This is a genomic window from Stenotrophomonas sp. YJH_SMC_17, from assembly GCF_059371655.1.
Genome location: NZ_JCAFUU010000003.1, coordinates 504,468 through 526,875, shown reverse-complemented (window position 1 = coordinate 526,875; position 22,408 = coordinate 504,468). Strand labels below are relative to the sequence as shown.

Here is a 22,408-nt window from a genome sequence, read left to right as displayed (position 1 = left end):
GACGGTACCGCGAGACCAGCTTCGGCGCCTCCCGTGACAGCCGTGGGACGCCTTGAAACGCCGCGGGGCCGTACCACTTTCGTGATCGGCCCCGCGGTACCACACACCTGTGTCAGCCCTTGGCGGGCAGAGCCTCCGGCACGGCATCGACCGGCGGCGGCAGCTCGCTCTCGCGGCCGTCCAGCGCCAGCTTCAGGCGGTCACGGTCCAGCGCGCCTTCCCAGCGCGACACCACCACCGTGGCCACCGCATTACCGATGAAGTTGGTCAGCGAGCGGCATTCGCTCATGAAGCGGTCCACGCCCAGGATCAGCGCCATGCCGGCCACCGGCACTTCCGGCACCACGGCCAGGGTGGCGGCCAGGGTGATGAAGCCGGCACCGGTGACGCCGGCCGCGCCCTTGGAGCTGAGCATGGCGACCAGCAGCAGGGCGATCTGGTGGCCCAGGGTCAGTTCGGTGTTGGTGGCCTGGGCGATGAACAGCGCGGCCAGGGTCATGTAGATGTTGGTGCCGTCCAGATTGAACGAATAGCCGGTGGGGACCACCAGGCCGACCACCGACTTGCTGCAGCCGGCGCGTTCCATCTTCTCCATCAGCGACGGCAGCGCCGATTCCGAGGACGAGGTGCCCAGCACCAGCAGCAGCTCGGCCTTCAGATAGCGGGCCAGCTTGAACACCGAGAACCCGCACAGGCGGCAGACCAGGCCCAGGATCACCGCCACGAACAGGAAGGCGGTGAGGTAGAACGAGCCCACCAGCCAGGCCAGGTTGATCAGCGAGCCGACGCCATACTTGCCGATGGTGAAGGCGATCGCGCCGAAGGCACCGATCGGGGCGGCCTTCATCAGGATGTGCACCAGCTTGAACACCGGGGCGACCAGCGCCTCCAGGAAGTTCAGCACCGGCTTGCCCTTCTCGCCCACCATCGCCAGTGCGATGCCGAACAGCACGGCCACGAACAGCACCTGCAGGATGTTGCCGTCGACGAAGGCGCTGAGCAGCGTCTTCGGGATGATGTCCATCAGGAAGCCGACCAGGGTCAGGTCATGCGACTTCTCGACGTAGCTGTGCACCGCGGTCTGGTCCAGCTCGGCCGGGTTGATGTTCATGCCGGCGCCGGGCTGCACCACGTGCGCCACGATCATGCCGACGATCAACGCCAGCGTGGAGAAGAACAGGAAGTACGCCATTGCCTTGGCAAACACGCGGCCCACCGTGCGCAGGTGGGTCATGCTGGCGATGCCGGTGACGATGGTCAGGAAGATCACCGGTGCGATGATCATCTTCACCAGGTTGATGAAGGCATCGCCCAGCGGCTTCATCTTCTCACCGATCAGCGGTTCGTAGTGGCCGAGGATGGCGCCCAGGACGATCGCCACGATCACCTGGAAATACAGCTGGCGATAGATCGGCAACGGCTTTGCAGGCGCCGGGGCTGCGGACGGGATGTGCATGGCGGACTCCGGAAGGGGCGTTTTCAGGCACGTACGGACCCGGGACAGCGCGGGAACCGTTACCGTGGAAACTGATCGCAGGCCCTGTGCACGACGCGCAGCGGGTGCGACCAATGGACGCCTTTGTACGCGCCGGGCACGCCGGCGCAGATAACCTATTGGTACTAGCCCCCCGGTTCAGCTGGCGGCGATGCCTACACTGGCGACGCACCGCCCGATCCTGGGGGAGGCCGGTGGCCCAGGCTGAACGGCCGGGCGTGTCCTTGCGAAAGTTTCGGCCCCGACGGCCGTTGTTGTCCTGTCCACACGCAATCTGAGAGAGCCGCACCCAACATGCGCCCGATTCCCACCTTGCTGGCCCTGTCCCTGGCCGCCCTTCCCGCCTTCGCTTCGGCTGCGGATTTCGACAACTGGCCGACCAAGTACACCTTCGGCAACGGCACCGAACTGGCCGCCACCGCCAACATCGCCTACGACTACAACGACTTCTCCTCGGGCAGCGGCCTTGAGGACGACGACGCCGTGCGCCGCAAGGAGTTCGGTGCGACGCTGAAGAAGAAGGGCGTCTATGACGCAATGGTCTACTACGACTTCCAGTCCGACACCTGGCTGGACGTGTTCGTGCGCGTCGAGAGCAAGGCCCTCTTCGGCCGTGACGTCGGCCGCTTCCGCTTCGGCTACATGAAGACCCCGGTCGGTCTGGATGCGAACACGTCCTCGCGCGCCGGCACGTTCCTGGAGACCGCGTTGCCCGTGCAGGCCTTCTATGCCGGCCGCCGTACCGGCGTGGAATGGGTGCTGGAGCGCCCGCAGTACCTGCTGCAGGCCGGCGCCTACGGTGGCAAGGACCTGCAGGGCGACAACCCCGGCACCACCCAGGCGGTGCGTGCGGTGTGGACGCCGGTGAAGGCGCCGGGTGACGTGATCCACCTGGGCGTGGCCTATTCGCAGGAAAATCCGCGTGGCTACAGCGATGGCCGTGATGTGCACCATGAGGCCAGCGCACGCCTGCGCGCACGCCCGGAAGCTGGCCTGACCGACATCCGCTTCGTCGATTCCGGCGCGCTGGTCACCGCCGACCAGATCCGTCGCACCGGCCTGGAAGGCATCTGGATCCGCGGCCCGTTCTCGCTGCAGGCCGAAGCGCTGCAGGCCACCGTCACCCGCAAGGGCCTGCCGGATTACACCGGCAGCGGCCAGTACGCGATGGCCAGCTGGGTGCTGACCGGTGAATCGCGCCCGTACAACGCTGGTGCCGTGGCCAACATCAAGCCGGCGCATGACTACGGCGCGGTGGAACTGGTGGCCCGCTACAGCCGCCTGGACCTGGACGACGGCAGCATTCTCGGTGGCCGCCAGCACGGCCTGACCCTGGGCGCGAACTGGTACCTGACCAGCCACTTCAAGTTCCAGGCCAACTACGTGAAGGTCGACGCCAGCCGCCGTGGCGTGCACAGCACGCCGGAGATCTTCGAACTGCGCGCGCAGATGCACTTCTGACCCCTTCCACGTCAGATCCCGGCGGGCGTGCATGCCACGCCCGCCGGCCCTGCGTAGACTGCCGCCATGTACTGGCTCAACCGCCATCGGATGCTGTTGCTGACCGTCCTGGTGATGGTCGGCGGCACCGTGCTGTGTGCCGTCGCCGCAGGCCACTACGCCTGGCGCCGCGCACTGGGCCAGGAAAGCAGCCAGGTACAACGCCAGCTGCAGTTGTATGGCCAGGGCCTGCAACAGCGCATCGACCGCTTCGGCACGCTGCCGCAGGTACTGGCGCTGGACCCGGACCTGCTGCATGCCCTGCGCGTACCGCCCTCGCCTGCCGAACGGCAGCGGCTGAACCTCAAGCTGCAACGCGCCAATGAGGTCACCCGGGCCTCGACCCTGACCCTGGTCGGCCACGACGGCGTGGCGGTCGCAGCGAGCAACTGGGACCAGCCGACCACCAATGTCGGCGAGAACTACAGCTACCGTCCCTATTACCGTCAGGCGCTGGCCAAGGGCCGTGGCCGCTTCTACGGCATCGGCATGACCACCGGTGTGCCCGGCTACTACCTGTCGCAGGCGATCGAGGAAGATGGCCAGCGGCTGGGCGTGGTGGTGATCAAGGTCGAGCTGTCCGCACTGGAACAGGAATGGTTGAGCAGTCCGGACGTGGTGCTGGCCAGCGACGATCACGACGTGATCTTCCTCGCCAATCGCGACAGCTGGCGCTACCGGCTGCTGCGCCCGCTGGGCGCCGACGAGCGCCGCGAGATGCTCGATGCCCGCCAGTACGCCGACCGCGCATTGCAACCACTGCGTGCGCGTACCGAAGACGTGCTGGCCGATGGCGGCCGCATGGTGCGCCTGCTGGACCCGACGTTGCCGCAGCCGATGCTGTGGCAGAGCCTGCCGCTGCCCGCCGAAGGCTGGAACCTGCACCTGCTGCACGATGCCAGTGCAGCCACATCTGCCGGGCGCGCGGCCGCACTCACCGGCGGTGCCGCATGGCTGGCGCTGGGCTTCCTGGTGCTGTTCGTGCAGCAGCGCCGGCGCCTGGCCAAACACCGCCTGCGCAGCCGCCGCGAACTCGAAACCCTGCTCAAGCAGCATGCACAGGAACTGCGCACCGCACAGGATGGCCTGCTGCAGGCTGCAACCGACGCTGACAGCGGCCTCAGCCGCAGCCTGGCGCACCTGCCGCAGGGCGTGGTGGTGATCGACCGCGAGCTGCGGCTGGTGGCATGGAATGCGCGCTATCTGGAGTTGTTCCGGTTCCCGGCAGACCTGGTTCGCGTCGGCCGGCCGATCGAGGAACTGTTCCGTTTCAATGCACGCCGTGGCCTGCTCGGTCCCGGCCCGGTGGACGAAGCCATCGAGCGTCGCCTGAACCACCTGCGCAGCGGTCGCCCGCACATGCGCGAAAGCGAGAAGGACGACGGCACGGTGCTGGAGATCCGTGGCAATCCGCTGCCCGACGGCGGTTTCGTCACCAGCTATGCCGACATCACCAGCTACAAGAACGCCGCGCGCGAACTGCGTTCGCTGGCCGATGCGCTGGAGCACCGCATCGCCGAGCGCACCCGTGACCTGGACGAAGCACGCCGCGAAGCCGAACAGGCCAACCGCTACAAGACCCGCTTCGTCGCCTCGGCCGTGCACGACCTGCTGCAGCCACTCAACGCTGCACGCATGTTCGTCTCGGTGCTGCGCGGCAAGCTGAGCGACCCGGCGCAGCAGCAGACCAGCGACCACATTGATGCCGCGCTGGCTGCGCAGGACGCCATCCTCAACAGCCTGCTGGATATCGCGCGACTGGAATCGGGCAGTCTGCCCACGCGCGTACAGGCGTTCCGGCTGGGCCCGCTGCTGCAGACGCTGGCGCGCGAGTTCGGCATCGCCGCACAGTCCCGTGGCCTGGTAGTCGACTGGGTCGATACCGCTGCGGTGGTGGTCAGCGATGAAGCGCTGTTGCGTCGCATCCTGCAGAACTTCCTGTCCAATGCCCTGCGCTACAGCGAGCGTGGTCGCGTGCTGCTTGGCTGCCGTCGCCGTGAAGGGTTGCTGTGGATCGAAGTGCACGACCAGGGCCCTGGCATTCCGGACGCATTGCAGGGCGAAATCTTCGAGGAATTCCGCCGCCTGCACGACGGCCAGCAGCGCGGCGCCGGTCTCGGCCTGGCCATCGTCGACCGCATCGGCCGCCTGCTCGGCCATCCGATCCGGCTGCGTTCACAGCTGGGCCAGGGCAGCGTGTTCGCGGTGGGCGTGCCGTTCGGCGAGGCCAGCGCGATTCCTGCCAAGGCACCGGCGCCGGTGCTGGTGCAGGAACCGGCTGCGGACAATCCACTGCGCGGGCGCCGGGTGTGGGTGATCGATGATGATCCGCACGTCTGCGCAGCCAGCCGTGCACTGCTGGAGCGCTGGGGCTGCGAGGTGATGCTGGCCGATGGCCCGCAGGCCGCGTTGCAGCTGGCCAGTGTCGAAACGGTGCCGGAGCTGGTGCTGCTGGATGTGCGCATGGGTGATCACCACGGGCCGGTGTTGTACGAGACCTTGGCTGAGCTGTGGCGGGCGCGCCCGCCGGTAGTGCTGGTCACTGCAGAGCGCGATGCCGGGCTGCGCGAGATGGCCGCCGAGCGCGGTTGGGGAATGATGGCCAAGCCGGTGAAGCCGCCGGCGCTGCGGGCGCTGATGAGTCAGTTGCTGATCCGCCATCGCGGGTAGTTTCCAGCCAACGGCGCAGCCCCTCGTGGGTGGTGTCTGGTTGGTCGTGGAAAGCAAAAGCCGTGGGTGGACCGGTCGGGCTGGGTGCGCGGGGGGCGCCGTGAATCCGTCCCTGGAGGCTTGGCAGCCGCATCCATGCGGCTGACACCCCCGCGCACCCAACCCGACCGGCCTCCGACAGATTTCGGTGGCCTGCACCCACGAAGAAGAAAATAAGATCAAAAGCGGGTCGCGCGCTGCGCTTGCTCGTGTAGAGCCGAGCCCATGCTCGGCTTCGCGGATCGGCCGCAAAGCAGCCGAGCGTGGGCTCGGCTCTACAAAAGGCGGCCTGCCAGGCTGCTTTTGCTTTTGATTTTCTTTTTCTTATCCGCGGGTGACGGGCCACCGAAATCTGTCAGCGCTGCGTCCCCCGCGCACCCAACCCGACCGGCCAGGCATGGCCACGCACGGCGCAAGTCGACTAACAGTCGACTGTATCGACTCACCACCCACAAGGGGCTGCGCCGTTGGCTGGAAACTACAGCCCGGCGCCGGCGTCGCCTTCCGGCTCCAGCGCCTTCACCAGCACCGCCGCCTGTGTGCGGCTGTGGCATTCGAGCTTCTTCAGGATCGCGGTGACATGCACCTTCACCGTGTTCTCGGCCAACCCCAGCGTGTAGGCGATCTGCTTGTTGAGCAGGCCATCGGCCAGGCACAGCAGCACCCGGAACTGCTGCGGCGTCAGCTGCGCCAGGCGGCTGGCCAGCAACGCATCAGCCTCGGAACGTTCGGCGGCCATCGCCGGGAACCACAGGCCACCATCAAGTACCGCCTGCACCGCCTCGCCGATGGTCTCGGCGGGGGCCGACTTCGGGATGAAGCCAGCGGCGCCGAACTGCTGGGCGCGGCGGATCACCCGTGGATGATCGTTGGACGAGAGGATCACCACCGGAATGTCCGGATGCGAGCCGCGCACGTGCAGCAGCGCGGAAAAACCGTGTGCGCCGGGCATGGTCAGGTCGAGCAGCACCAGGTCCACATCCGGGTGCGCGTCGAGTGCTTCGGCCAATGCCTCGGCGCTGGCGACCTCGCGCACCTGCGCCAGCGGCAGGCTCTGCCGCAAGGACTGCACCACCGCCGAACGCAGCAGCGGGTGGTCATCGGCGATCAGGATGGTGTATTCGCTCATGAGGCAAGTTTGGCACGTCTCCCACCACCAAGTCGTCCTCCACCGGCTGATCAGTTTCCGGAGGACGAGAGATGGCCATGCTCGCGGTATGCGCCAACTGCTCAATGCGGACAACCACAGCGACATAGAGCAGCAGCTGCACTGCCATTGCCAGAGCCACACCGAGAGGACTTACCAAGGCTTTCATCCACTTCCCATGAACCCCTGAAATGTGATCCCTGTCCCACGCCATCTCGATCCGCCGCAACTGCTGCAGATAGTCCAGCACCATTGCCGAGTAAGCCTTCGCAGCCAGTACTTCCTGGCGACGTTCTTCGAGTATCCCCAGACGCGCCTCCGCGTATAGACGTTCTGCAGCTGGGCAGTGAACTTCAGCATCTGTCGATCCTGACTGACGTGCGATGGAACACTGTTCTGCAGATTCCATACCCGCCTTTACAAGATCCTCCTGCAAGGCTCGCTCATACCGCTCTACCCCTTCAGCCCCTTCCTGAGTCGATTGGTGGAATGACACCAGAAGAATCACGCAGTAGCCGGATACCAGCAGCGATGCGAACGCGAAAACAATGCACAGACGCCGCCAACGATGAAGCGCTGCCCAGCGTAGAAGGACATCGAACCTTCTGCCGGACTCGATGGCAATCGTGGCCAACCTGCTTGCATCCATCCTCGTTCCGCTTCAAAGGGAAGGATCATGGATATCGGCCGACAGCTCCATTCATGAAGCGATAGGTCAGCGCCCGGCCGGCTCCACGCTGCTGCGCCAGGCGTCCAGGAACTGGCGGCGCTTGAGCGCATCCAGGTACACCAGCAGGCCCGGGCCGAGCTGGATCGGGCGGCGGCTGCGGCCGGGGGCATCGTCGCCGCGCGCGTTGCCGGTCACGATCGGCATCAGCCGCGCTTCGCGCGACAGTACCTGCTGGCCGCGCGGCGACAGCAGGTAATCGAGGAAGCGCCGGGCTTCTTCCGGGTGTGGGCCGGTACGCGGGATCACTGCGGTGCGCAGTACCACCAGCGTATAGTCCTCGGGCTCGACGATGGCCAGCGGCGCGCCGGCATCGACACGCGCCTGCGCGTAGGAGCCGAGCACGTTGTAGACCAGTGACAGCTGGCCGCTGGCAACCTGGTCCAGCAGCACGCCGGTGCGTTCCTCGCGCACCACTTCGTTGTCGCCGAGTGCGCCCAGCAACGCGCCGGCGATGCTGCCGCGCTGTGCATCCTGGGTCGCCAGCAGGTAGCCGACGCTGCTGCGCTCGATGTCATAGGTGCCGACCCTGCCGCGCAGTGGCGCGCCTTCGGCACGCAGGCGGTCAAGCAGCTGGCGGCGCGTGTGCGGCACCTTCGCCGCGGCCATCGCGCGGGTGTTGTAGACCATCACCACCGGCTCGTAGCTGATGCCGAACGCCTCGTTGCGCCACTGCGCCCAGCCCGGCAGCGCAGCGGTCTGCGCCGAGCGATGCGGCAGGGCGTGGCCATCGTTGACCAGCTTGGTCTGCAGGTCCATGCCACTGGAGATCAGCAGGTCCGGCGACGCCGGCCCGGCGCGGTCATGCAGGTAACGCGCGTACAGGTCCTGGGTGATGATGTCCTCGTACACCACTTCGGTGCCGGGATGCAGGCGCTGGTAATCGGCGATCACCACCGCGAACACTTCGATATCGGTGGTGCCGTGGATGCGCAGCTGCGCCGTCGCGGCCCCCTTCGCAGGAAAACGGCGCACGTCGCCGGGCGCGGCCAATACCGGCAGGGCCAGCAGCAGGGCAACGGCAGCGACGAACAGGCGGATCATGGCGTACTCCGGGGCAGGCGGATGGTGGCGATCAGCCCCCCCTGCGGGCGATTGCTCAGATCGATACGGCCGCCGTGGCTGTCGACCACGCGCTTGACGATGGCTAGGCCCAGCCCCGCGCCTCCAGACGGTGCTCCGTCGCCACGTGCGAAGCGTTCGAAGACGCGCTCGGCATCGGCGGCCGCGATCCCCGCACCGTGGTCGGCGATGGTCAGCACCGCTTGTCCGCCGTCGACGGTCAACGCGATCTGCAACGGACCGTCGCCGCCGTACTTCAGTGCGTTGTCGACCAGGTTCTTGATCGCCTCGCGCAGCAGCAGCGCGTCGCCATGCACCTGCACCGGCTCGGCGGTCATCGCCAGTTGCACGCGCGGCGCCGGTCCGGCCTGCGGCAAGGCTTCATGCAACGCCTGGTGCACGGTATCGGCCAGGTCCACCGCGGCAAAACGCTGCAGGTGCGAACGGTGGATCACACTGGCATCGCTGAGCAGCTGGTTGAGCAGGCGGCTCATATGGGTGGCATTGCGCTCGATCGCCTGCAGGCTGCGGCGCATGTCGTCCGGATCGTCATCATCGAGCGCCAGCTGTGCCTGCGCACGCAGCGCCGCCAACGGCGTGCGCATCTGGTGCGCGGCCTCGGCCATGAACGCGCGCAGTGTCTCGTTGCTGCTGGACAGGCGCTCCATGAAGCGGTTCAACGCTGCCACCATCTGGTCCATCTCGCGCGGCACGCGCGCGTCGAGGGGCTTCAGGTCGGACGGTTCGCGGCGCGACAGCTCGCGTTCCACCCGCACCAGTGGGCGGAACGCGCGGTGCACGCCAAAGGCCACCAGCGCCAGCAGCAGGCCGGACAGCACGCCGATCGCCAGCAGTGCGCGATTGACCATGTCCTGCGCGACCGCTTCGCGCGCGCGTCGGGTCTGGCCCACCTGCACCTGCACTTCGCCCTGCGCCGACGCCGCGGCGAAGCTGCGGCCGACCACCACGAAGCGCACGGTCTCGCCGCTGTAGGTGGCATCGAACAGTTGCGGCTGCGTGCCGGGGCGACGCGGCGGTGCCGGCAGCTCGCCATAGCCGGTGATCAGGTTGCCGCGGCTGTCGGCCACGCGATAGAACACGCGGTCTTCCGGGGCCATCGCCAGCAGATCCAGCGCGGCGTAGGGCAGATCGACCTGCCACTGGCCGTCGACCAGCGCCACCGAATCGGCGATGGACAGCGCCGAAGACACCAGCAGGTGATCGTAGGAACGGTTCGCCGCGCGCTGGCCATAGTCGCGCGCGGCGAACAGCAGTGCCACCGCGAACACTGCCAGCAATGCACCGAGGTAGAGCAGCAGCGTGCGGCGCAGCGAGCCCGGTGCCGCGTTCGCAGCGCGTACGTCAGCCATCGGCGTCGGCGCTGCCATCACTGGCTTCCAGCAGGTAGCCGACGCCGCGCACGGTAGTGATGCGCAGCGGTGCGCCGGCCAGTTTCTTTCTCAGGCGACCAACATACAGCTCGATGGCATTCGGCCCAGCCTCGTCATCGAAGCCGAACAGGCCGTTGCCGATCTCGTCCTTGCCCACCACCTGGCCCAGCCGGCCGACCAGGATCTCCAGCAGCCGATATTCGCGGTTGGGCAGCTCGATCGGCTCGCCGTCGAGCGTGACCCGGTGCGCTGCGTTGTCGAACTGGAAGCCGCCGATCTGCACCACTTCGCTGGCCTGGCCACGCGCGCGCCGCAGCAGCACGCGGCAGCGCGCTTCGAATTCACGGAAATCGAACGGCTTGCCCAGGTAGTCATCTGCACCGACGTCCAGTGCCTGCACGCGGTCTTCGATGCCATCGCGCGCGGTCAGCATCAGCACCGGCGTACTGTCGCCGCGCTCGCGCATGCCGGCCAGCACGCGCAGGCCGTCGAGCTTGGGCAGGCCGATGTCCAGCACCACCAGGTCGAAGCTCTGGTAGCGCAGCACGCTGGCGGCGGCCAGGCCATCGGCCTGCCAGTCCACGGCATGCCCACTGCGACGCATGCGACGGATGATCGCATCGGCCAGATCCGGGTTGTCTTCGACCAGCAGCAGGCGCATGGGCACGACGGTGGGAGGGGAAGCGAATGCTACCGCATGGCGCCGGGTCCGCCCGCCGGTCATGGACCGGCGCTCCCGGGATACACCACATGGGTAGCGCCGGGGCGTGCCCGGCGGCCTTTTACGCTGCACCGCACAAACCGCTGACAGGACGATGACAGCTACGGCGACCCAGACTGCGGCCGCGCACCGTCCGGTGCCCACGATTGCCGCGCGCCTGGCGCGCACCTGGGAGGGTTTGTGGAATTCACGTTTGCCTGGCGGCGTCCTGCCGCCATGATGGCGCTGGCGGCCCTGTCGGCGCCGGCCTTCGCTGCCGAAGACGATCGTCCGGTCACCGCCACCCTGGGTGGCCGCCTGCACCTGGACTTCGCCACCTTCGACAACGACAACCGCGGCGCCCCGAACAAGGACGACACCGAAATCCGCCGCGCGTGGGTTGACGTGTCCGGCAAGTTCTTCGTAGTCGACTACAAGCTGGAGGCCGATTTCTCCGGCGACCGCGTCGAGGCCAAGGATGTATACCTGGCGCGCAGCTTCGGCAAGGCCGGCAAACTCACCGTCGGCCAGTTCAAGCAGTATTTCTCGCTGGATGACCGCACCAGCTCCAACTACGGCAGCTTCCTGGAGCGCGGCAACGCCGGCACCACGCTGGCACCGCTGTACCGCCTGGGCGCGTCGTGGCAGGCCAATCCGGGTGACTTCACCTGGGCGGCCAGCATCTACAGCCTGGAAAGCATCGATGCCTGGCAGGTGAAGGGCCGCGCCGCCGGTGGTCGCGTTACCTGGGCGCCCTCGCCCGCCGACGGTGACGTGCTGCACCTGGGCCTGTCGCTGGCCCGCGAGGCCTATGACAACCCCGGCGCTAACGGCGTTCCGGGCCTGAAGATCCGCCCGCGCCCGGCCGGCCACCTGTCCGACAACAGCCGCCTGACCCTGGTCGACTTCTCCACCGGCCGCGATACCGACGTCAACAAGTGGTCGCTGGAGTACGCGCAGGTGCGCGGCCCGCTCTCGTGGCAGGGCGAGTTCAGCGGCGCCACCTTCGATGACGGCGCGCAGCGTGGCGACGTGATGGCCGCCTACGGCATGGTCAGCTGGTTCGTCACCGGCGAAAGCCGCGCCTACGACCGCAAGACCGGCCGCTTCGCGCGGGTGAAGGACATCCGCCACAAGGCCGGCGCCTTCGAAGTGGCGCTGCGCTATGACCAGATGTGGGGCGCGCAGCATCTCGATGGCGCACCGGACCTGCGTCGCGGCAGCACCGAAGCGTGGACGCTGGGTGGCAACTGGTACCTGCGCGACAACCTGCGCTTCATGCTCAACCTGATCGAAAGCCGCAACCGCGACCGCCTGGCCGGGGTGACGGTGGATCGCACGCGCGCGGTCACCGGCCGCCTGCAGTACGACTTCTAAGCCCGGATTCCCGGGCATGCCGCCCGGGCCCCTTCCACTCACCCACGTCCTGTTTTCGCAAGGAGTCCGCAGATGATGCTGAGCATCCTCGGCTTTGGCATGGTCATTACGTTCATGTACTTGATCATGAGCAAGCGCCTGTCGCCGCTCGTCGCCCTGATCACCATCCCCATCCTGTTCGCGCTGATCGGCGGGTTCGGCGCCGGCATCGACGAGATGATGCTGGAGGGCATCAAGAAGATCGCGCCCACCGGCGTGATGCTGATGTTCGCCATCCTCTACTTCGGCGTGATGATCGATGCCGGCCTGTTCGATCCGCTGGTGCGGGTGATCCTGCGCTTCGTCAAGGGCGATCCGATGAAGATCGTACTCGGCACCGCGGTGCTGGCGATGCTGATCTCGCTCGATGGTGATGGCTCGACCACCTACATGATCACCGTCTCGGCGATGCTGCCGCTGTACCAGCGCCTCGGCATGAACGCGCTGAACATGACCTGCGTGACCATCCTGGCCGGCGGCGTGATGAACCTGACCCCGTGGGGCGGCCCGACCGCACGCGCGGCCACCGCGCTGCACGTGGACCCGGCCGATGTGTTCGTGCCGCTGATCCCTTCGATGGTGATCGCCTGTGCCGGCGTGCTGCTGCTGGCCTGGTACCTGGGCCTGAAGGAACGCCGCCGCCTGGGCGTGGTAACCCTGCCGCAGGGTGGCAGCTGGATGGACAACAGCGTGTCCGATGACAACAACGCGCTGCCGTCGGTGGAGGACGCCGAAGACATCAAGCGGCCGAAGCTGCTGTGGGTGAACCTGGCCCTGACCGTAGCGCTGATGACTGCGCTGATCATCGGCGTGCTGCCGATGCCGGTGCTGTTCATGGTCGGCTTCGCCATCGCGCTGGTGATCAACTACCCTAACCTGGCCGAACAGCGCCGCCGCGTGGTCAACCACGCCGGCAACGTGCTGTCGGTGGTGTCGCTGATCTTCGCTGCGGGCATCTTCACCGGCATCCTCAACAACACCGGCATGGTCGAAGCGATGTCCCACAGCTTCCTGGCCGTGATCCCGGAATCGTGGGGACCGTACCTGGCGGTGATCACCGCTGTGGCGTCGATGCCGTTCACCTTCTTCATGTCCAACGATGCCTTCTACTTCGGCGTGCTGCCGATCCTGTCCGAGGCCGCCGGCAACTACGGCATCACCCCGGTGGAAATGGCGCGCGCCTCGCTGGCCGGCCAGCCGGTGCACCTGCTCAGCCCGCTGGTGCCGTCCACCTACCTGCTGGTGGGCCTGGCCAAGGTCGAATTCGCCGACCACCAGAAGTTCACCCTGAAGTGGGCCATCGCCATCTCGATGCTGCTGATGATCGGCAGCCTGCTGTTCGGCCTGTATCCCCTCGCCGCCTGACCCTTTGCCAAGGAGCCTTCTGCAATGACGCTTCGAATCGCTTACGTCACCAGTGGAATGGGCAGTGTCGGCACTGCCATCTGCCAGAGCCTGGCCCGCAGCGGCCACACCGTGGTTGCCGGCTGCGCGCCGAACTCACCGCGCAAGGCCAACTGGCTGCGCGAGCAGCGCGAACAGGGCTTCGATTTCATTGCCTCGGAGGGCAACGCGACTGACTGGGCCTCGACCAGTGCCGCGTTCGCCAAGGTGCGTGCAGAAGTCGGCGAGGTGGACGTGCTGGTCAACAATTCCGGTGGAAGCCGTGATCTGCTGTTCCGGCAGATGAACGTGGAGGACTGGAATGCGGTGATCGCCTCCAACCTCAATGCGCTGTTCAACCTGACCAAGCAGGTGGTTGACGGCATGGCCACGCGTGGCTGGGGCCGCATCATCAACATCGGTTCTGTCAGCGCCCACAAGGGCCAGATCGGCCAGGTGAACTACGCCACCGCCAAGGCCGCGATGCACGGTTTCAGCCGTGCACTGGCTGCCGAAGTTGCGTCGCGCGGCGTTACCGTCAACACGCTGTCGCCGGGCTACATCGCCAGCCAGGCGATCAGCAGCTTCCCGCCGGATGTGCTGGACCGGCTGGCGGCGTCGGTGCCGGTGCGTCGCCTGGGCCGCCCCGAGGAAGTGGCCGGCCTGTGCGCCTGGCTGGCGTCGGATGAAGCCTCGTATGTGACCGGTGCCGACTACGCCGTCAATGGTGGCCTGTACATGGGCTAAGCCCTCCCCCACGGAGTGCGCCGGGGCCGGAGAACCTTCGCATGCGAGGGGGATCCGGCCCCTTTTTTCTGCCTGTACTGCGCCCGTGCTATACCGGCGACGAGCCAGGCACCGGGAGTGCGCGCATGCAGCGCTGGGGGTGGACCATCGCGATGATGCTGTTGCCCGCGCTGTGCGTGGCGGCTACACCGGCTGCGATGACCATGGCTGATGAGATGCAGGCCGACCGGCTGGTGGAACTGAGCCGGCGCTGGGCGGCGCCATGGCCGCGCACACCACGGCTCGCCGACCTGCATTCGGTCATTCCTGCGCCAGCGGCGGCCATCGAAACGCGCGCGGCGCCGCCGCACCTGACATTGCCTTCGATGCCGCTTTCACCGCCGCTGCGGGTCACGGCCGGCGTGGTGACGCTGCACCCGGACCATCAACGCGTGCAGTCCGTGCGCCTGGACATCGGCGGTGCCTGCGTGACCCGCCGGCAGATCAATCAGCGCCTCGGCCTTGCTGACCGGGTGCTGCCTCCCAGCGGCCATGCACCGGAACAGGCATTGACGCTGAGCTACGCCAAGCCCGACCGCTGGATCAGCTACCTGTTCCCCGGCGTGGATCACCGCTGTGTCTCGCAGGTGGTTCTCAGGCCGGCGGAGGCGTCTGCTCCGTGACAGTGATGTTGCGGAACACGCATCACGCCCCTGCATCGTTCGTTGGTTTTTCGTAAAGAAGGTTTCATGTTCCGTTCGCATAGTGGCCATGCACCGCGCACGCGTGCCGGTGACCACCCCCAATGCAACGGACCACCATGCAGACCCGACACCTGACGATCGCCGTGGCGATCGCGCTCTCCGCCGCCGCCAGCGCACATGCCGCCACCGTGGCCGACACCGGCGCCAACGCCAGCACCGACACCGCGCTGAGCGCGCAGACGCTGGATACCGTCTCCGTGATCGGCCAGGGCGAGACCCGCCAGGTGCAGCGCATCACCGCCGTCGACAAGCAGGTTCTGCCGCCGGGCACCAGCGGCCAGAAGATCCTCGATCGCCTGCCGGGCGTGTCGGTGCAGTCCAACGATGCCTTCGGCGCCAACGAGGAATCGCAGACCATCAGCCTGCGCGGCTTCGACAAGAGCCGCCTGGGCTATACGCTCGATGGCATTCCGCTGGGTGACAACAGCTACGGCAACTACAACGGCCTGAGCATCGCCCGCGCGATCATCGCCGAGAACCTGGCCGGCGCCGAACTGTCGCAGGGCATCGGCTCGCTGGGCGTGGCGTCGACCAGCAACCTGGGCGGCACCATCCAGTACTTCTCGATGGACCCGTCCACCGAATTCGGTGGACGGGCCAGCGTCACCGTGGGTGACAACAACCAGCGTCGCGGCTACCTGCGCGTGGATACCGGCGACATCAACGGCTTCTCGGCCTATGTCTCCGGCGTGCACCAGGACCAGGACATGTGGGCCGCGCCGTACCAGAACCAGACCACGCGCCAGTTCAATGCCAAGGCGGTGTGGAATGTCGGCGACCACCGCTTCGGTGCGTTCGTGGCCACCTCGCGCGCCAGCCAGGCCAACTACGCCTACCTGTCCAAGGACATGCTGGCACGCGGGCTGGGCTACGACTGGAACATCTATGCACCGGACTGGGACCGCGCCGTCGCTGCCGCGTACTGCGCACCGGGCACCTACAACAAGGCACGCTGCAAGTTCAGCGGCGGCGTCAACAGCATCGACGATGCCTACTACCAGAGCCGTGCGCTGCGCGACGACAACCTGTACTCGGTCGATGCCGATCTGCGCCTCGGCGAGCAGGGCCGCCTGAAGCTGCTGGCCTACCACCATGACAACCGTGGCCAGGGCCACTGGTGGGCCCCGGGCCAGCCGTCCTACCCGGGCACCGACAAAATGCTGCCGATCTCGATCCGCAGCACCAACTACACGATCAACCGCGATGGCCTGACCGCCGCGCTGTCGTGGACGGTGGGCATCCACGAGCTGGAGGCCGGGCTGTGGTACGAGCAGAACGACCATAACGTCTCCCGCAACTTCTACTACATCAGCGGCCCGTTCCTGGACGACCTGTACCTGAAGAACCCGGACCGCCTGCTGTTCAACCAGGACTTCGACATCCGCACGCGCCAGTTCTACGTGCAGGACCGCATGCGCTTCCTGGACCAGCGCCTGACCGTGGATGTCGGCATCAAGAGCCCGAACACCCGCATGCGCGCCACCGCCAAGCCTGGCGTGGAAACCAGCATCGCCTCGGGCACGCTGACCGCCAAGGAATCGGTGCTGCCGCAGGTGGGTCTGGGCTTCAAGCTCAACGCCAACAACGAGCTGTTCGCCTCGTACGCCGAGAACATCGCCGCGTTCGTCGGTGGTGGCAGCGGTGGCCCGCTGCAGGTGTCGCCGGAATCGTTTGCGGCCAGCGCCGGCCTGGAGCCGGAGAAGTCCAAGAGCCTGGAAGCCGGCTTCCGCACCTTCGGTGAGAAGTACCAGGCCTCGATCGCCGCCTACAACGTGAAGTTCGACAATCGCCTGCTGTCGCTGAACCCGTGCTCGAGCATCGAAGTCGGTACGCGTCCGGAGTGCGTGACGCGCTTCATCAACGTCGGTTCGGTGAAGAGCCACGGTGCGGAGCTGACCTTCATCCTCAAGCCGATCGACGGCCTGCAGTGGTACAACGCGCTGTCCTGGAACAAGACCACCTACGAGGATGACTACACCTCGGGCGGCGCGATCGTGCCGGTAGCCGGCAAGATCACGGTGGATACGCCGCAGCGCATGGCCTCCAGCGAGATCAGCTGGAACCGCGACGGCTTCTTCGCCAGCCTGCGTGCCAAGTACACCGGCAAGCGCTACTACACCTACACCAACGACCAGTCGGTGCCGGGCGTGACCACCTTCGACGCCGGCGCGGGCTACGACTTCGGCCCGGGCCTGGGCCTGCGCAACGTGCGGGTGTCGTTGAACGCGACCAACCTGACCAACAAGCGCTATGCGGGCCAGCTGAGTTCGTTCGCGCCGACCGATCCGAAGGGCACGCGGTATGCGATCCATGCGAGCGCGCCGCGGCAGTTGTTCATGACGGTGGCGGCGGAGTTCTAAATCGAAAGCGTTGCCCCGCGGCGTCTTGATTACCGCTGCGGGGCAGGGCCGGATGGGCCGGCGCAGGACACGCCGTAAACCCATCCATGGGGGCTCGATGGCGCCATCCATGGCGCCAACGGTCCTGCGCCGGCCCATCCGACCCTGCTCGACGGTTTCCCGCGCCACGGTGCGGAGGACAAAGAAGAGCAAAAGCAAAGGGCCGGGCATTGCCCGGCTCTTTGCTTTTCAAGATTTTCAAGCGCAATCCCTTCGGTGCGGTGATGTGCTGCCGCCCGCGCGGGAATCTGTCTGGCGGCGGTGGGACACCCTGGCCAGGACCGTGAGGCGCATGGATGCGCCGATCGAGCCCCCATGGGTGAGGGCGCTTTGCTTGCGAAGCACTGCTTCGCAAGCGCCCGAACGCCCAGCCGCCAGCGGCTGGGCCGGACCGCGAAGCGGGGTTTACGGCGTGTCCTGGCCAGGGTGCGCCACCGCCGCCCAGCGATATCAATCGAGGCGCCAGCGCATCATCCCGCCAACGCCTTTCATTCCGGCGCCAGCTGGTCCATCCGTATCCGGTTGGCGAACAGCGAGAACGCCAGCATCCCGGCCAGGCCGTTCGCCCGGCTCACCCAGTGCGGCAGCCAGCGCGGCGGCTTCAGCACAGCCGCTTCGAACAGCGGCGCGAACGCGATCGCATCGGCCAGGCTCATCTTGCCGGCGAACAACCAGCGGCAGACCTGCAGGCGGTCCTCGGCCAGCATGTGGCGGAAGAAAGTGTGCACGGACACCAGGCCGCGCAGATACACCGTGTCTTTGGTAAAGGCCAGGCCGCCACTCGGCGGTACCCCACGGAACACGCGCTGCGCCGAAGCGAAGCTCTCCTCGGCGTTCTGCCCGGCATCGCAGAAGTAGTGGAACACCTCGATGAAGTCGGCGCCTTCGCGGGCCATCGCGATCGCTTCGGTGCGCAGGCTGATGCGCTTCAGGCGCTCGATGTCGATGCTGCCGGTGATCTGCTCGGCAAACGTCGCCAACCCTTCCTGGGTAGCGGTCACTCGCGGCGACGACAATGCCAGGCTGGGCAGCACCGGCTGTTCCCGACCGTTCAATGCGGTCAGCGAATGCACCAGTGCTTCATGGTGGAACAGCTGCGCGCGGTCGTAGGCGCTGAAGCGCGCACTGGTGCGCAGGCGGATGCGGGTCGGGCCGGCAGCGGCCTTGGACACCAGCTCCGGATCCAGCTGCACCTGGATGATGCGCGATTCGAAGAACGCATCGAGGTCGTTCTGCAGCTGCAGCTGCAGGGCAATGGCCGAGACCGGCACCTGCTCTTCCGGCGCCAGCAGTTCGTGATCGAGTTCGGCAGCAATCTGGATGAAGTGACGCGCGGCTTCGCGCGTGCTCGGGCCGTTGCCCGGCAGCGGCTGCTCGGGCGCGCCGAACAGCTGTACTGAACAGGTATCGACCGCCGCGGTTCCCAGACCTTCCAGCAGCTGCGCGGCCAGATCCCAGCTCTGCGCCGACTGCCGCACGTAGTGGCCCAGCGGATGCGTGTCATCGCAGTCGGCGGCAATCGCGGCCAGCGCGCGGCGCTCTTCGCTGAAATCCAGTCGCGGGTAGTCCACCTTCGGCAGCACCGGTTGCCCACGTGCCACACTTTCCAGGAAAGGTGCCTGCAGCGTGGCCGGCCAGCTGGTCAGGCCGAGCAGGCGGATGCCCCCGACGGCCTCGACCAGGCGCGCGTCGAGCGCTGCATGGTGGGCCACATCACGATCCAGCGTTGCGGTCGGTTCCATGGGCGGACTATAGCGCCCTGCCGTATCCGGCGCAGTGCGCCGCCGCCCGAGCATTGGCTCGGGCGCTACAAGGTGTCCCGGGATGCAACCCTTGTAGAGCCGAGCCCACGCTCGGCCGCACTGTCAGCGCCGGCGCGGCTTTCCGGCCGGACGGAACTGCTGGCCCTTGCCCTTCCTGCCACCACGCTCCTGCGCGGTCTCGGCCTGGCGCACGGCCAGCTTGGCCGCGGCGGCGGCCACTTCTTCCTTCAGCTTGAAGTAGTTCAGCAGGCGGCTCTCTTCGATCTCGCCAGCCTCGATCGCGGCACGTACCGCACAGCCCGGTTCCTGCTGGTGCTTGCAGTCGTTGAAGCGGCACTGTGCGGCCAGCGCTTCGATATCGGCGAAGCCACCTTCGGACAGCGTTTCTTCACCGGTCGGCTTCAGCTCGCGCATGCCGGGGGTGTCGATCAGGCAGGCACCCGTCGGCAGCGGCATCAGCGCGCGATGGGTAGTGGTGTGGCGGCCGCGCGAATCGTTGGTGCGCACCGCGTTGGTCTTCATGCGCTGCTCGCCGAGCAGGGTGTTGGTCAGCGTGGATTTGCCAGCACCCGACGAACCCACCAGCACCACCGTGCGGCCCGGCCCCAGCCACGGTTGCAGCACGGCAACGCTGTCGGCATCCAGGCCGTTGATCGCATGCAGGGCAATGCCCTGCATCTCCAGCTCTTCCAGCACCGCCAGTGCGTCCTCGCTGTATTCGGTCTGGTCGGCCTTGGTCAGCACCACCACCGGTTCCGCGCCGCCACCGCCAACCAGCAGCAGGTAGCGCTCGATGCGGCGCGGATTGAAGTCGGCGTCCAGGCCACAGACGATGAACACCGTATCGATGTTGGCCGCGATCACCTGCTGGTGGTAATGCTCGCCGGCCGCACCGCGCTTGATCGCGGTACGCCGCGGCAGCAGGGCGACGATGCGGATGCCGTCGAGCAGCACCCAGTCGCCCACCGCCGGCCGTTCATGGCTGGGGAAACGCGGGCGCTGCCATTCGGGCAGCGACTCGGCCTTGATCGAGGCGTCCGGGCCATCGGCCACCACGTAGTGGGTGCGGTGCTGTTCGATCACCCGCGCCGGGCGGGCCTGCGGGTGCGCGGCCATCGCGGCCTGCCAGTCGGCCTGCTGCGCCGGGCCAGGCCAGGGCCAGCCGATGGTCTGCAGGGCGGTGAAATCGGGGGTCTGGGTCATCGCCACCATTCTACCTGTGCCGATGCCCTGCCAGCCCAACAACGGCAAGCCCTGCGCCCTTGCCATGCAGTGCAGCAATTCCGGTAGGATGGAAGTCCCATGCCTTTTGACGGCCCAGCGCCCATGTCCACCAACTCGCCCAAGCCCCTGGCCATCCGCGAGCGCCTTTCCGAAGTGCGCTACGAAATCCGCGGAGAACTGGCGCGGCGAGCCCGGGAGCTGGAGGCGCAGGGTCGCAAGCTGATCAAGCTCAACATCGGCAACCCGGGCGCTTTCGGTTTCCGCGCGCCCGAGCACCTGCAGCGCGCGATCGCCGACGACATGGGCCGCACCGACCCGTACACCCACCAGCAGGGCCTGCCGGTGGCGCGCGAAGCCATCGCCAGCTACTACGCCCGTCGTGGCGCGCCCGATGCGCACCCTGACCGTGTCTTCCTCGGCAACGGCGTCAGCGAGCTGATCGACCTGTCGCTGCGCGCGCTGCTCAACCCGGGCGACGAAGTGCTGGTGCCCTCGCCCGACTACCCGCTGTGGTCGGCCTCGACCATCCTCAACGATGGACGGCCGGTGTACTACCGCTGCGCGCCGGAGAACGGCTTCCAGCCGGACCCGAGCGAGATCGAGACGCTGGTCTCTTCGCGCACCCGCGCCATCGTGCTGATCAATCCGAACAACCCCAGCGGCGCCAGCTATCCGCGCGAGCTGCTGGAGCGGGTGGTGGAAATCGCGCGCCGCCACAACCTGCTGCTGCTGGTCGATGAGATCTACGACCAGATCCTGTACGACGACGCGGTGTTCCAGCCGGTCGCGCCGCTGGCCGGCGACCACCCGTGCCTGACCTTCAGCGGCCTGAGCAAGGTGCACCGCGCCTGCGGCTGGCGCGTGGGCTGGGCCCACCTCAGCGGTGACGATGCCCGCCTGGGCGACTTCCGCGCCGCGCTGGACCTGTTGGGCGCGCTGCGCCTGTGTGCCAACGTGCCGGGCCAGTACGCCATCGAGGCGGCGGTGAACGGTCCGGACACCATCTCCGAGCTGTGCACGCCAGGCGGCCGCCTGTATGAAACCCGCCGCGCGGTGATCGAAGCCTGCGAAGCCAGCGAGCACCTGTCGCTGGTCGCACCGGCCGGCGCGCTGTATGCGTTCCCGGCCGTGGTCGGTGCCGCTGCGAAGGGCTTCGACGACCACAACTTCGCGCTGGACCTGATGAACAACGAAGGCGTGCTGGTGGTGCCGGGCTCGAGCTTCAACGTGCCCTACCGCCATCATTTCCGCGTGACCCTGATGCCGGAAGCTTCGGTGATGCGCGATGTGTTCGCCCGCATCGACCGTGTGCTGGCGCGCCGTGCCGAGGATGCGACCAAGGTCGTGCCGCTGAAGCCGCGCCGTTCGGTGGCCTGAGCCGTGGCATTGTCCTACCTGGCTCTCGGCGATTCGTACACCATCGGTGAAGCGGTTGCGATCGAAGGCCGCTGGCCGCACCAGCTGGCCGCGGCGCTGCGTGCGCAGGGCATCGACCTGTCCGATCCGCAGACCATTGCGACCACCGGCTGGACGACCGACGAGCTCGATGCCGGCATCGACGCGGCCGCAGCGCAGGGCCCGTTCGATTTCGTCAGCCTGCTGATCGGCGTCAACAACCAGTACCGCGGGCGTCTGCTGGACGAGTACCGTCTCCAGTTCCAGGCCCTGCTGCAGCGGGCAATCGGCTTCGCCGGTGGCCGCCCCGAGCGTGTGCTGGTGCTGTCGTTTCCCGACTGGGGTGCGACGCCGTTCGGTGCCGGCAGCGGCCGCGACCTGGCCGCGATCGAGATCGAAACCGACGAGTTCAACGCCGCCGCCGAGGTGATCAGCACCCAGCAGGGCGTGGCCTTCGTCGACATCACCGATATCAGCCGTGCACAGGGCGACGATCCGGCGATGATCGCCGACGACGGCCTGCATCCCTCGGCGCGGATGTACGCGTTGTGGAGCGCGCGGGCATTGCCGGTGGCCGCGCATCTGCTTGGCGGCACGGACTGAGTCG

The 22,408-nt window shown here is 67.2% G+C and carries 17 protein-coding genes; 9 read left to right on the top strand and 8 right to left on the bottom strand.

From position 1 onward, the window contains the following. Positions 1-112 precede the first annotated feature (112 nt). Positions 113-1,456, bottom strand: a complete 1,344-nt coding sequence (locus AC5P8Z_RS12150) for a dicarboxylate/amino acid:cation symporter (RefSeq protein WP_286069815.1) — start codon at positions 1,454-1,456, stop codon at positions 113-115. 333 nt (positions 1,457-1,789) lie between these two features. Here AC5P8Z_RS12150 and AC5P8Z_RS12145 point away from each other — a divergent pair, with 333 nt between their 5' ends. Both AC5P8Z_RS12145 and AC5P8Z_RS12140 read left to right on the top strand, forming a co-directional pair. Continuing rightward, positions 1,790-2,956, top strand: coding sequence for an OprO/OprP family phosphate-selective porin (locus tag AC5P8Z_RS12145; protein ID WP_495229121.1), 1,167 nt, complete (start codon positions 1,790-1,792; stop codon positions 2,954-2,956). Positions 2,957-3,022: 66 nt separating this feature from the next. Continuing rightward, a complete protein-coding gene (locus tag AC5P8Z_RS12140) occupies positions 3,023-5,665 on the top strand; it encodes a hybrid sensor histidine kinase/response regulator (RefSeq protein ID WP_495229120.1) in 2,643 nt (880 codons plus the stop codon). Positions 5,666-6,182: 517 nt separating this feature from the next. Here the strand turns inward: AC5P8Z_RS12140 and AC5P8Z_RS12135 are convergent. From AC5P8Z_RS12135 to AC5P8Z_RS12115, 5 genes are all read right to left on the bottom strand, one after another. Continuing rightward, a complete protein-coding gene (locus AC5P8Z_RS12135; RefSeq protein WP_008268765.1) occupies positions 6,183-6,833 on the bottom strand; it encodes a response regulator in 651 nt (216 codons plus the stop codon). Next, complete coding sequence (locus AC5P8Z_RS12130; protein WP_286069818.1) at positions 6,802-7,485, bottom strand: hypothetical protein; 684 nt, start codon at positions 7,483-7,485, stop codon at positions 6,802-6,804. Before AC5P8Z_RS12130 ends, AC5P8Z_RS12135 begins: the two co-directional genes overlap by 32 nt. An 81-nt stretch (positions 7,486-7,566) precedes the next feature. Beyond that, complete coding sequence (locus AC5P8Z_RS12125) at positions 7,567-8,622, bottom strand: ABC transporter substrate-binding protein (RefSeq protein WP_495229119.1); 1,056 nt, start codon at positions 8,620-8,622, stop codon at positions 7,567-7,569. Then, positions 8,619-10,010 (bottom strand): sensor histidine kinase N-terminal domain-containing protein, encoded by a 1,392-nt coding sequence (locus AC5P8Z_RS12120; RefSeq protein WP_495229175.1) that lies wholly within the window; start codon positions 10,008-10,010, stop codon positions 8,619-8,621. Before AC5P8Z_RS12120 ends, AC5P8Z_RS12125 begins: the two co-directional genes overlap by 4 nt. Further along, the gene (locus tag AC5P8Z_RS12115) at positions 10,003-10,692 is read right to left on the bottom strand and encodes a response regulator transcription factor (RefSeq protein ID WP_049435331.1); all 690 of its coding nucleotides are present in this window, start codon (positions 10,690-10,692) and stop codon (positions 10,003-10,005) included. Before AC5P8Z_RS12115 ends, AC5P8Z_RS12120 begins: the two co-directional genes overlap by 8 nt. A gap of 276 nt (positions 10,693-10,968) precedes the next feature. Here AC5P8Z_RS12115 and AC5P8Z_RS12110 point away from each other — a divergent pair, with 276 nt between their 5' ends. The 5 genes from AC5P8Z_RS12110 to AC5P8Z_RS12090 all read left to right on the top strand — a co-directional run bounded on the left by AC5P8Z_RS12110 (position 10,969) and on the right by AC5P8Z_RS12090 (position 17,380). Further along, a complete protein-coding gene (locus tag AC5P8Z_RS12110) occupies positions 10,969-12,108 on the top strand; it encodes an OprO/OprP family phosphate-selective porin (RefSeq protein ID WP_286072060.1) in 1,140 nt (379 codons plus the stop codon). A 75-nt stretch (positions 12,109-12,183) separates the two neighbouring features. Beyond that, complete coding sequence (locus AC5P8Z_RS12105; RefSeq protein ID WP_088480529.1) at positions 12,184-13,512, top strand: CitMHS family transporter; 1,329 nt, start codon at positions 12,184-12,186, stop codon at positions 13,510-13,512. A gap of 24 nt (positions 13,513-13,536) precedes the next feature. Next, entirely contained in the window at positions 13,537-14,277 is a 741-nt protein-coding gene (gene phbB / locus AC5P8Z_RS12100) for an acetoacetyl-CoA reductase (protein ID WP_295566844.1), read from the top strand. Positions 14,278-14,402: 125 nt separating this feature from the next. Next, the gene (locus AC5P8Z_RS12095; protein WP_495229118.1) at positions 14,403-14,939 is read left to right on the top strand and encodes a hypothetical protein; all 537 of its coding nucleotides are present in this window, start codon (positions 14,403-14,405) and stop codon (positions 14,937-14,939) included. A gap of 137 nt (positions 14,940-15,076) precedes the next feature. After that, the gene (locus tag AC5P8Z_RS12090) at positions 15,077-17,380 is read left to right on the top strand and encodes a TonB-dependent receptor (protein ID WP_495229117.1); all 2,304 of its coding nucleotides are present in this window, start codon (positions 15,077-15,079) and stop codon (positions 17,378-17,380) included. Between the two features lie 527 nt (positions 17,381-17,907). On the opposite strand, the gene AC5P8Z_RS12085 is transcribed toward AC5P8Z_RS12090, so the two are convergent. Then, a complete protein-coding gene (locus tag AC5P8Z_RS12085; RefSeq protein ID WP_495229116.1) occupies positions 17,908-19,161 on the bottom strand; it encodes a flavohemoglobin expression-modulating QEGLA motif protein in 1,254 nt (417 codons plus the stop codon). A gap of 123 nt (positions 19,162-19,284) precedes the next feature. Then, complete coding sequence (rsgA, locus tag AC5P8Z_RS12080; protein WP_495229174.1) at positions 19,285-20,394, bottom strand: ribosome small subunit-dependent GTPase A; 1,110 nt, start codon at positions 20,392-20,394, stop codon at positions 19,285-19,287. 114 nt (positions 20,395-20,508) lie between these two features. Between rsgA and AC5P8Z_RS12075 the strand changes: the two genes are divergently transcribed. Beyond that, positions 20,509-21,783, top strand: coding sequence for a pyridoxal phosphate-dependent aminotransferase (locus tag AC5P8Z_RS12075; protein ID WP_005414441.1), 1,275 nt, complete (start codon positions 20,509-20,511; stop codon positions 21,781-21,783). Between the two features lie 3 nt (positions 21,784-21,786). Next, positions 21,787-22,404 carry an SGNH/GDSL hydrolase family protein gene (locus AC5P8Z_RS12070; protein ID WP_495229115.1) on the top strand — a complete coding sequence of 206 codons (618 nt, stop codon included), beginning with the start codon at positions 21,787-21,789 and terminating at the stop codon, positions 22,402-22,404. Positions 22,405-22,408: the final 4 nt, after the last annotated feature.

Excerpts from the sequence above, each read along its gene's own strand:
- AC5P8Z_RS12150 (WP_286069815.1), bottom strand. The coding sequence starts at position 1,456 with ATGCACATCCCGTCCGCAGCCCCGGCGCCTGCAAAGCCGTTGCCGATC.
- AC5P8Z_RS12145 (WP_495229121.1), top strand. The coding sequence starts at position 1,790 with ATGCGCCCGATTCCCACCTTGCTGGCCCTGTCCCTGGCCGCCCTTCCC.
- AC5P8Z_RS12140 (WP_495229120.1), top strand. The coding sequence starts at position 3,023 with ATGTACTGGCTCAACCGCCATCGGATGCTGTTGCTGACCGTCCTGGTG.
- AC5P8Z_RS12135 (WP_008268765.1), bottom strand. The coding sequence starts at position 6,833 with ATGAGCGAATACACCATCCTGATCGCCGATGACCACCCGCTGCTGCGT.
- AC5P8Z_RS12125 (WP_495229119.1), bottom strand. The coding sequence starts at position 8,622 with ATGATCCGCCTGTTCGTCGCTGCCGTTGCCCTGCTGCTGGCCCTGCCG.
- AC5P8Z_RS12120 (WP_495229175.1), bottom strand. The coding sequence starts at position 10,010 with ATGGCTGACGTACGCGCTGCGAACGCGGCACCGGGCTCGCTGCGCCGC.
- AC5P8Z_RS12115 (WP_049435331.1), bottom strand. The coding sequence starts at position 10,692 with ATGCGCCTGCTGCTGGTCGAAGACAACCCGGATCTGGCCGATGCGATC.
- AC5P8Z_RS12110 (WP_286072060.1), top strand. The coding sequence starts at position 10,969 with ATGATGGCGCTGGCGGCCCTGTCGGCGCCGGCCTTCGCTGCCGAAGAC.
- AC5P8Z_RS12105 (WP_088480529.1), top strand. The coding sequence starts at position 12,184 with ATGCTGAGCATCCTCGGCTTTGGCATGGTCATTACGTTCATGTACTTG.
- phbB (WP_295566844.1), top strand. The coding sequence starts at position 13,537 with ATGACGCTTCGAATCGCTTACGTCACCAGTGGAATGGGCAGTGTCGGC.
- AC5P8Z_RS12095 (WP_495229118.1), top strand. The coding sequence starts at position 14,403 with ATGCAGCGCTGGGGGTGGACCATCGCGATGATGCTGTTGCCCGCGCTG.
- AC5P8Z_RS12090 (WP_495229117.1), top strand. The coding sequence starts at position 15,077 with ATGCAGACCCGACACCTGACGATCGCCGTGGCGATCGCGCTCTCCGCC.
- AC5P8Z_RS12085 (WP_495229116.1), bottom strand. The coding sequence starts at position 19,161 with ATGGAACCGACCGCAACGCTGGATCGTGATGTGGCCCACCATGCAGCG.
- rsgA (WP_495229174.1), bottom strand. The coding sequence starts at position 20,394 with ATGGTGGCGATGACCCAGACCCCCGATTTCACCGCCCTGCAGACCATC.
- AC5P8Z_RS12075 (WP_005414441.1), top strand. The coding sequence starts at position 20,509 with ATGTCCACCAACTCGCCCAAGCCCCTGGCCATCCGCGAGCGCCTTTCC.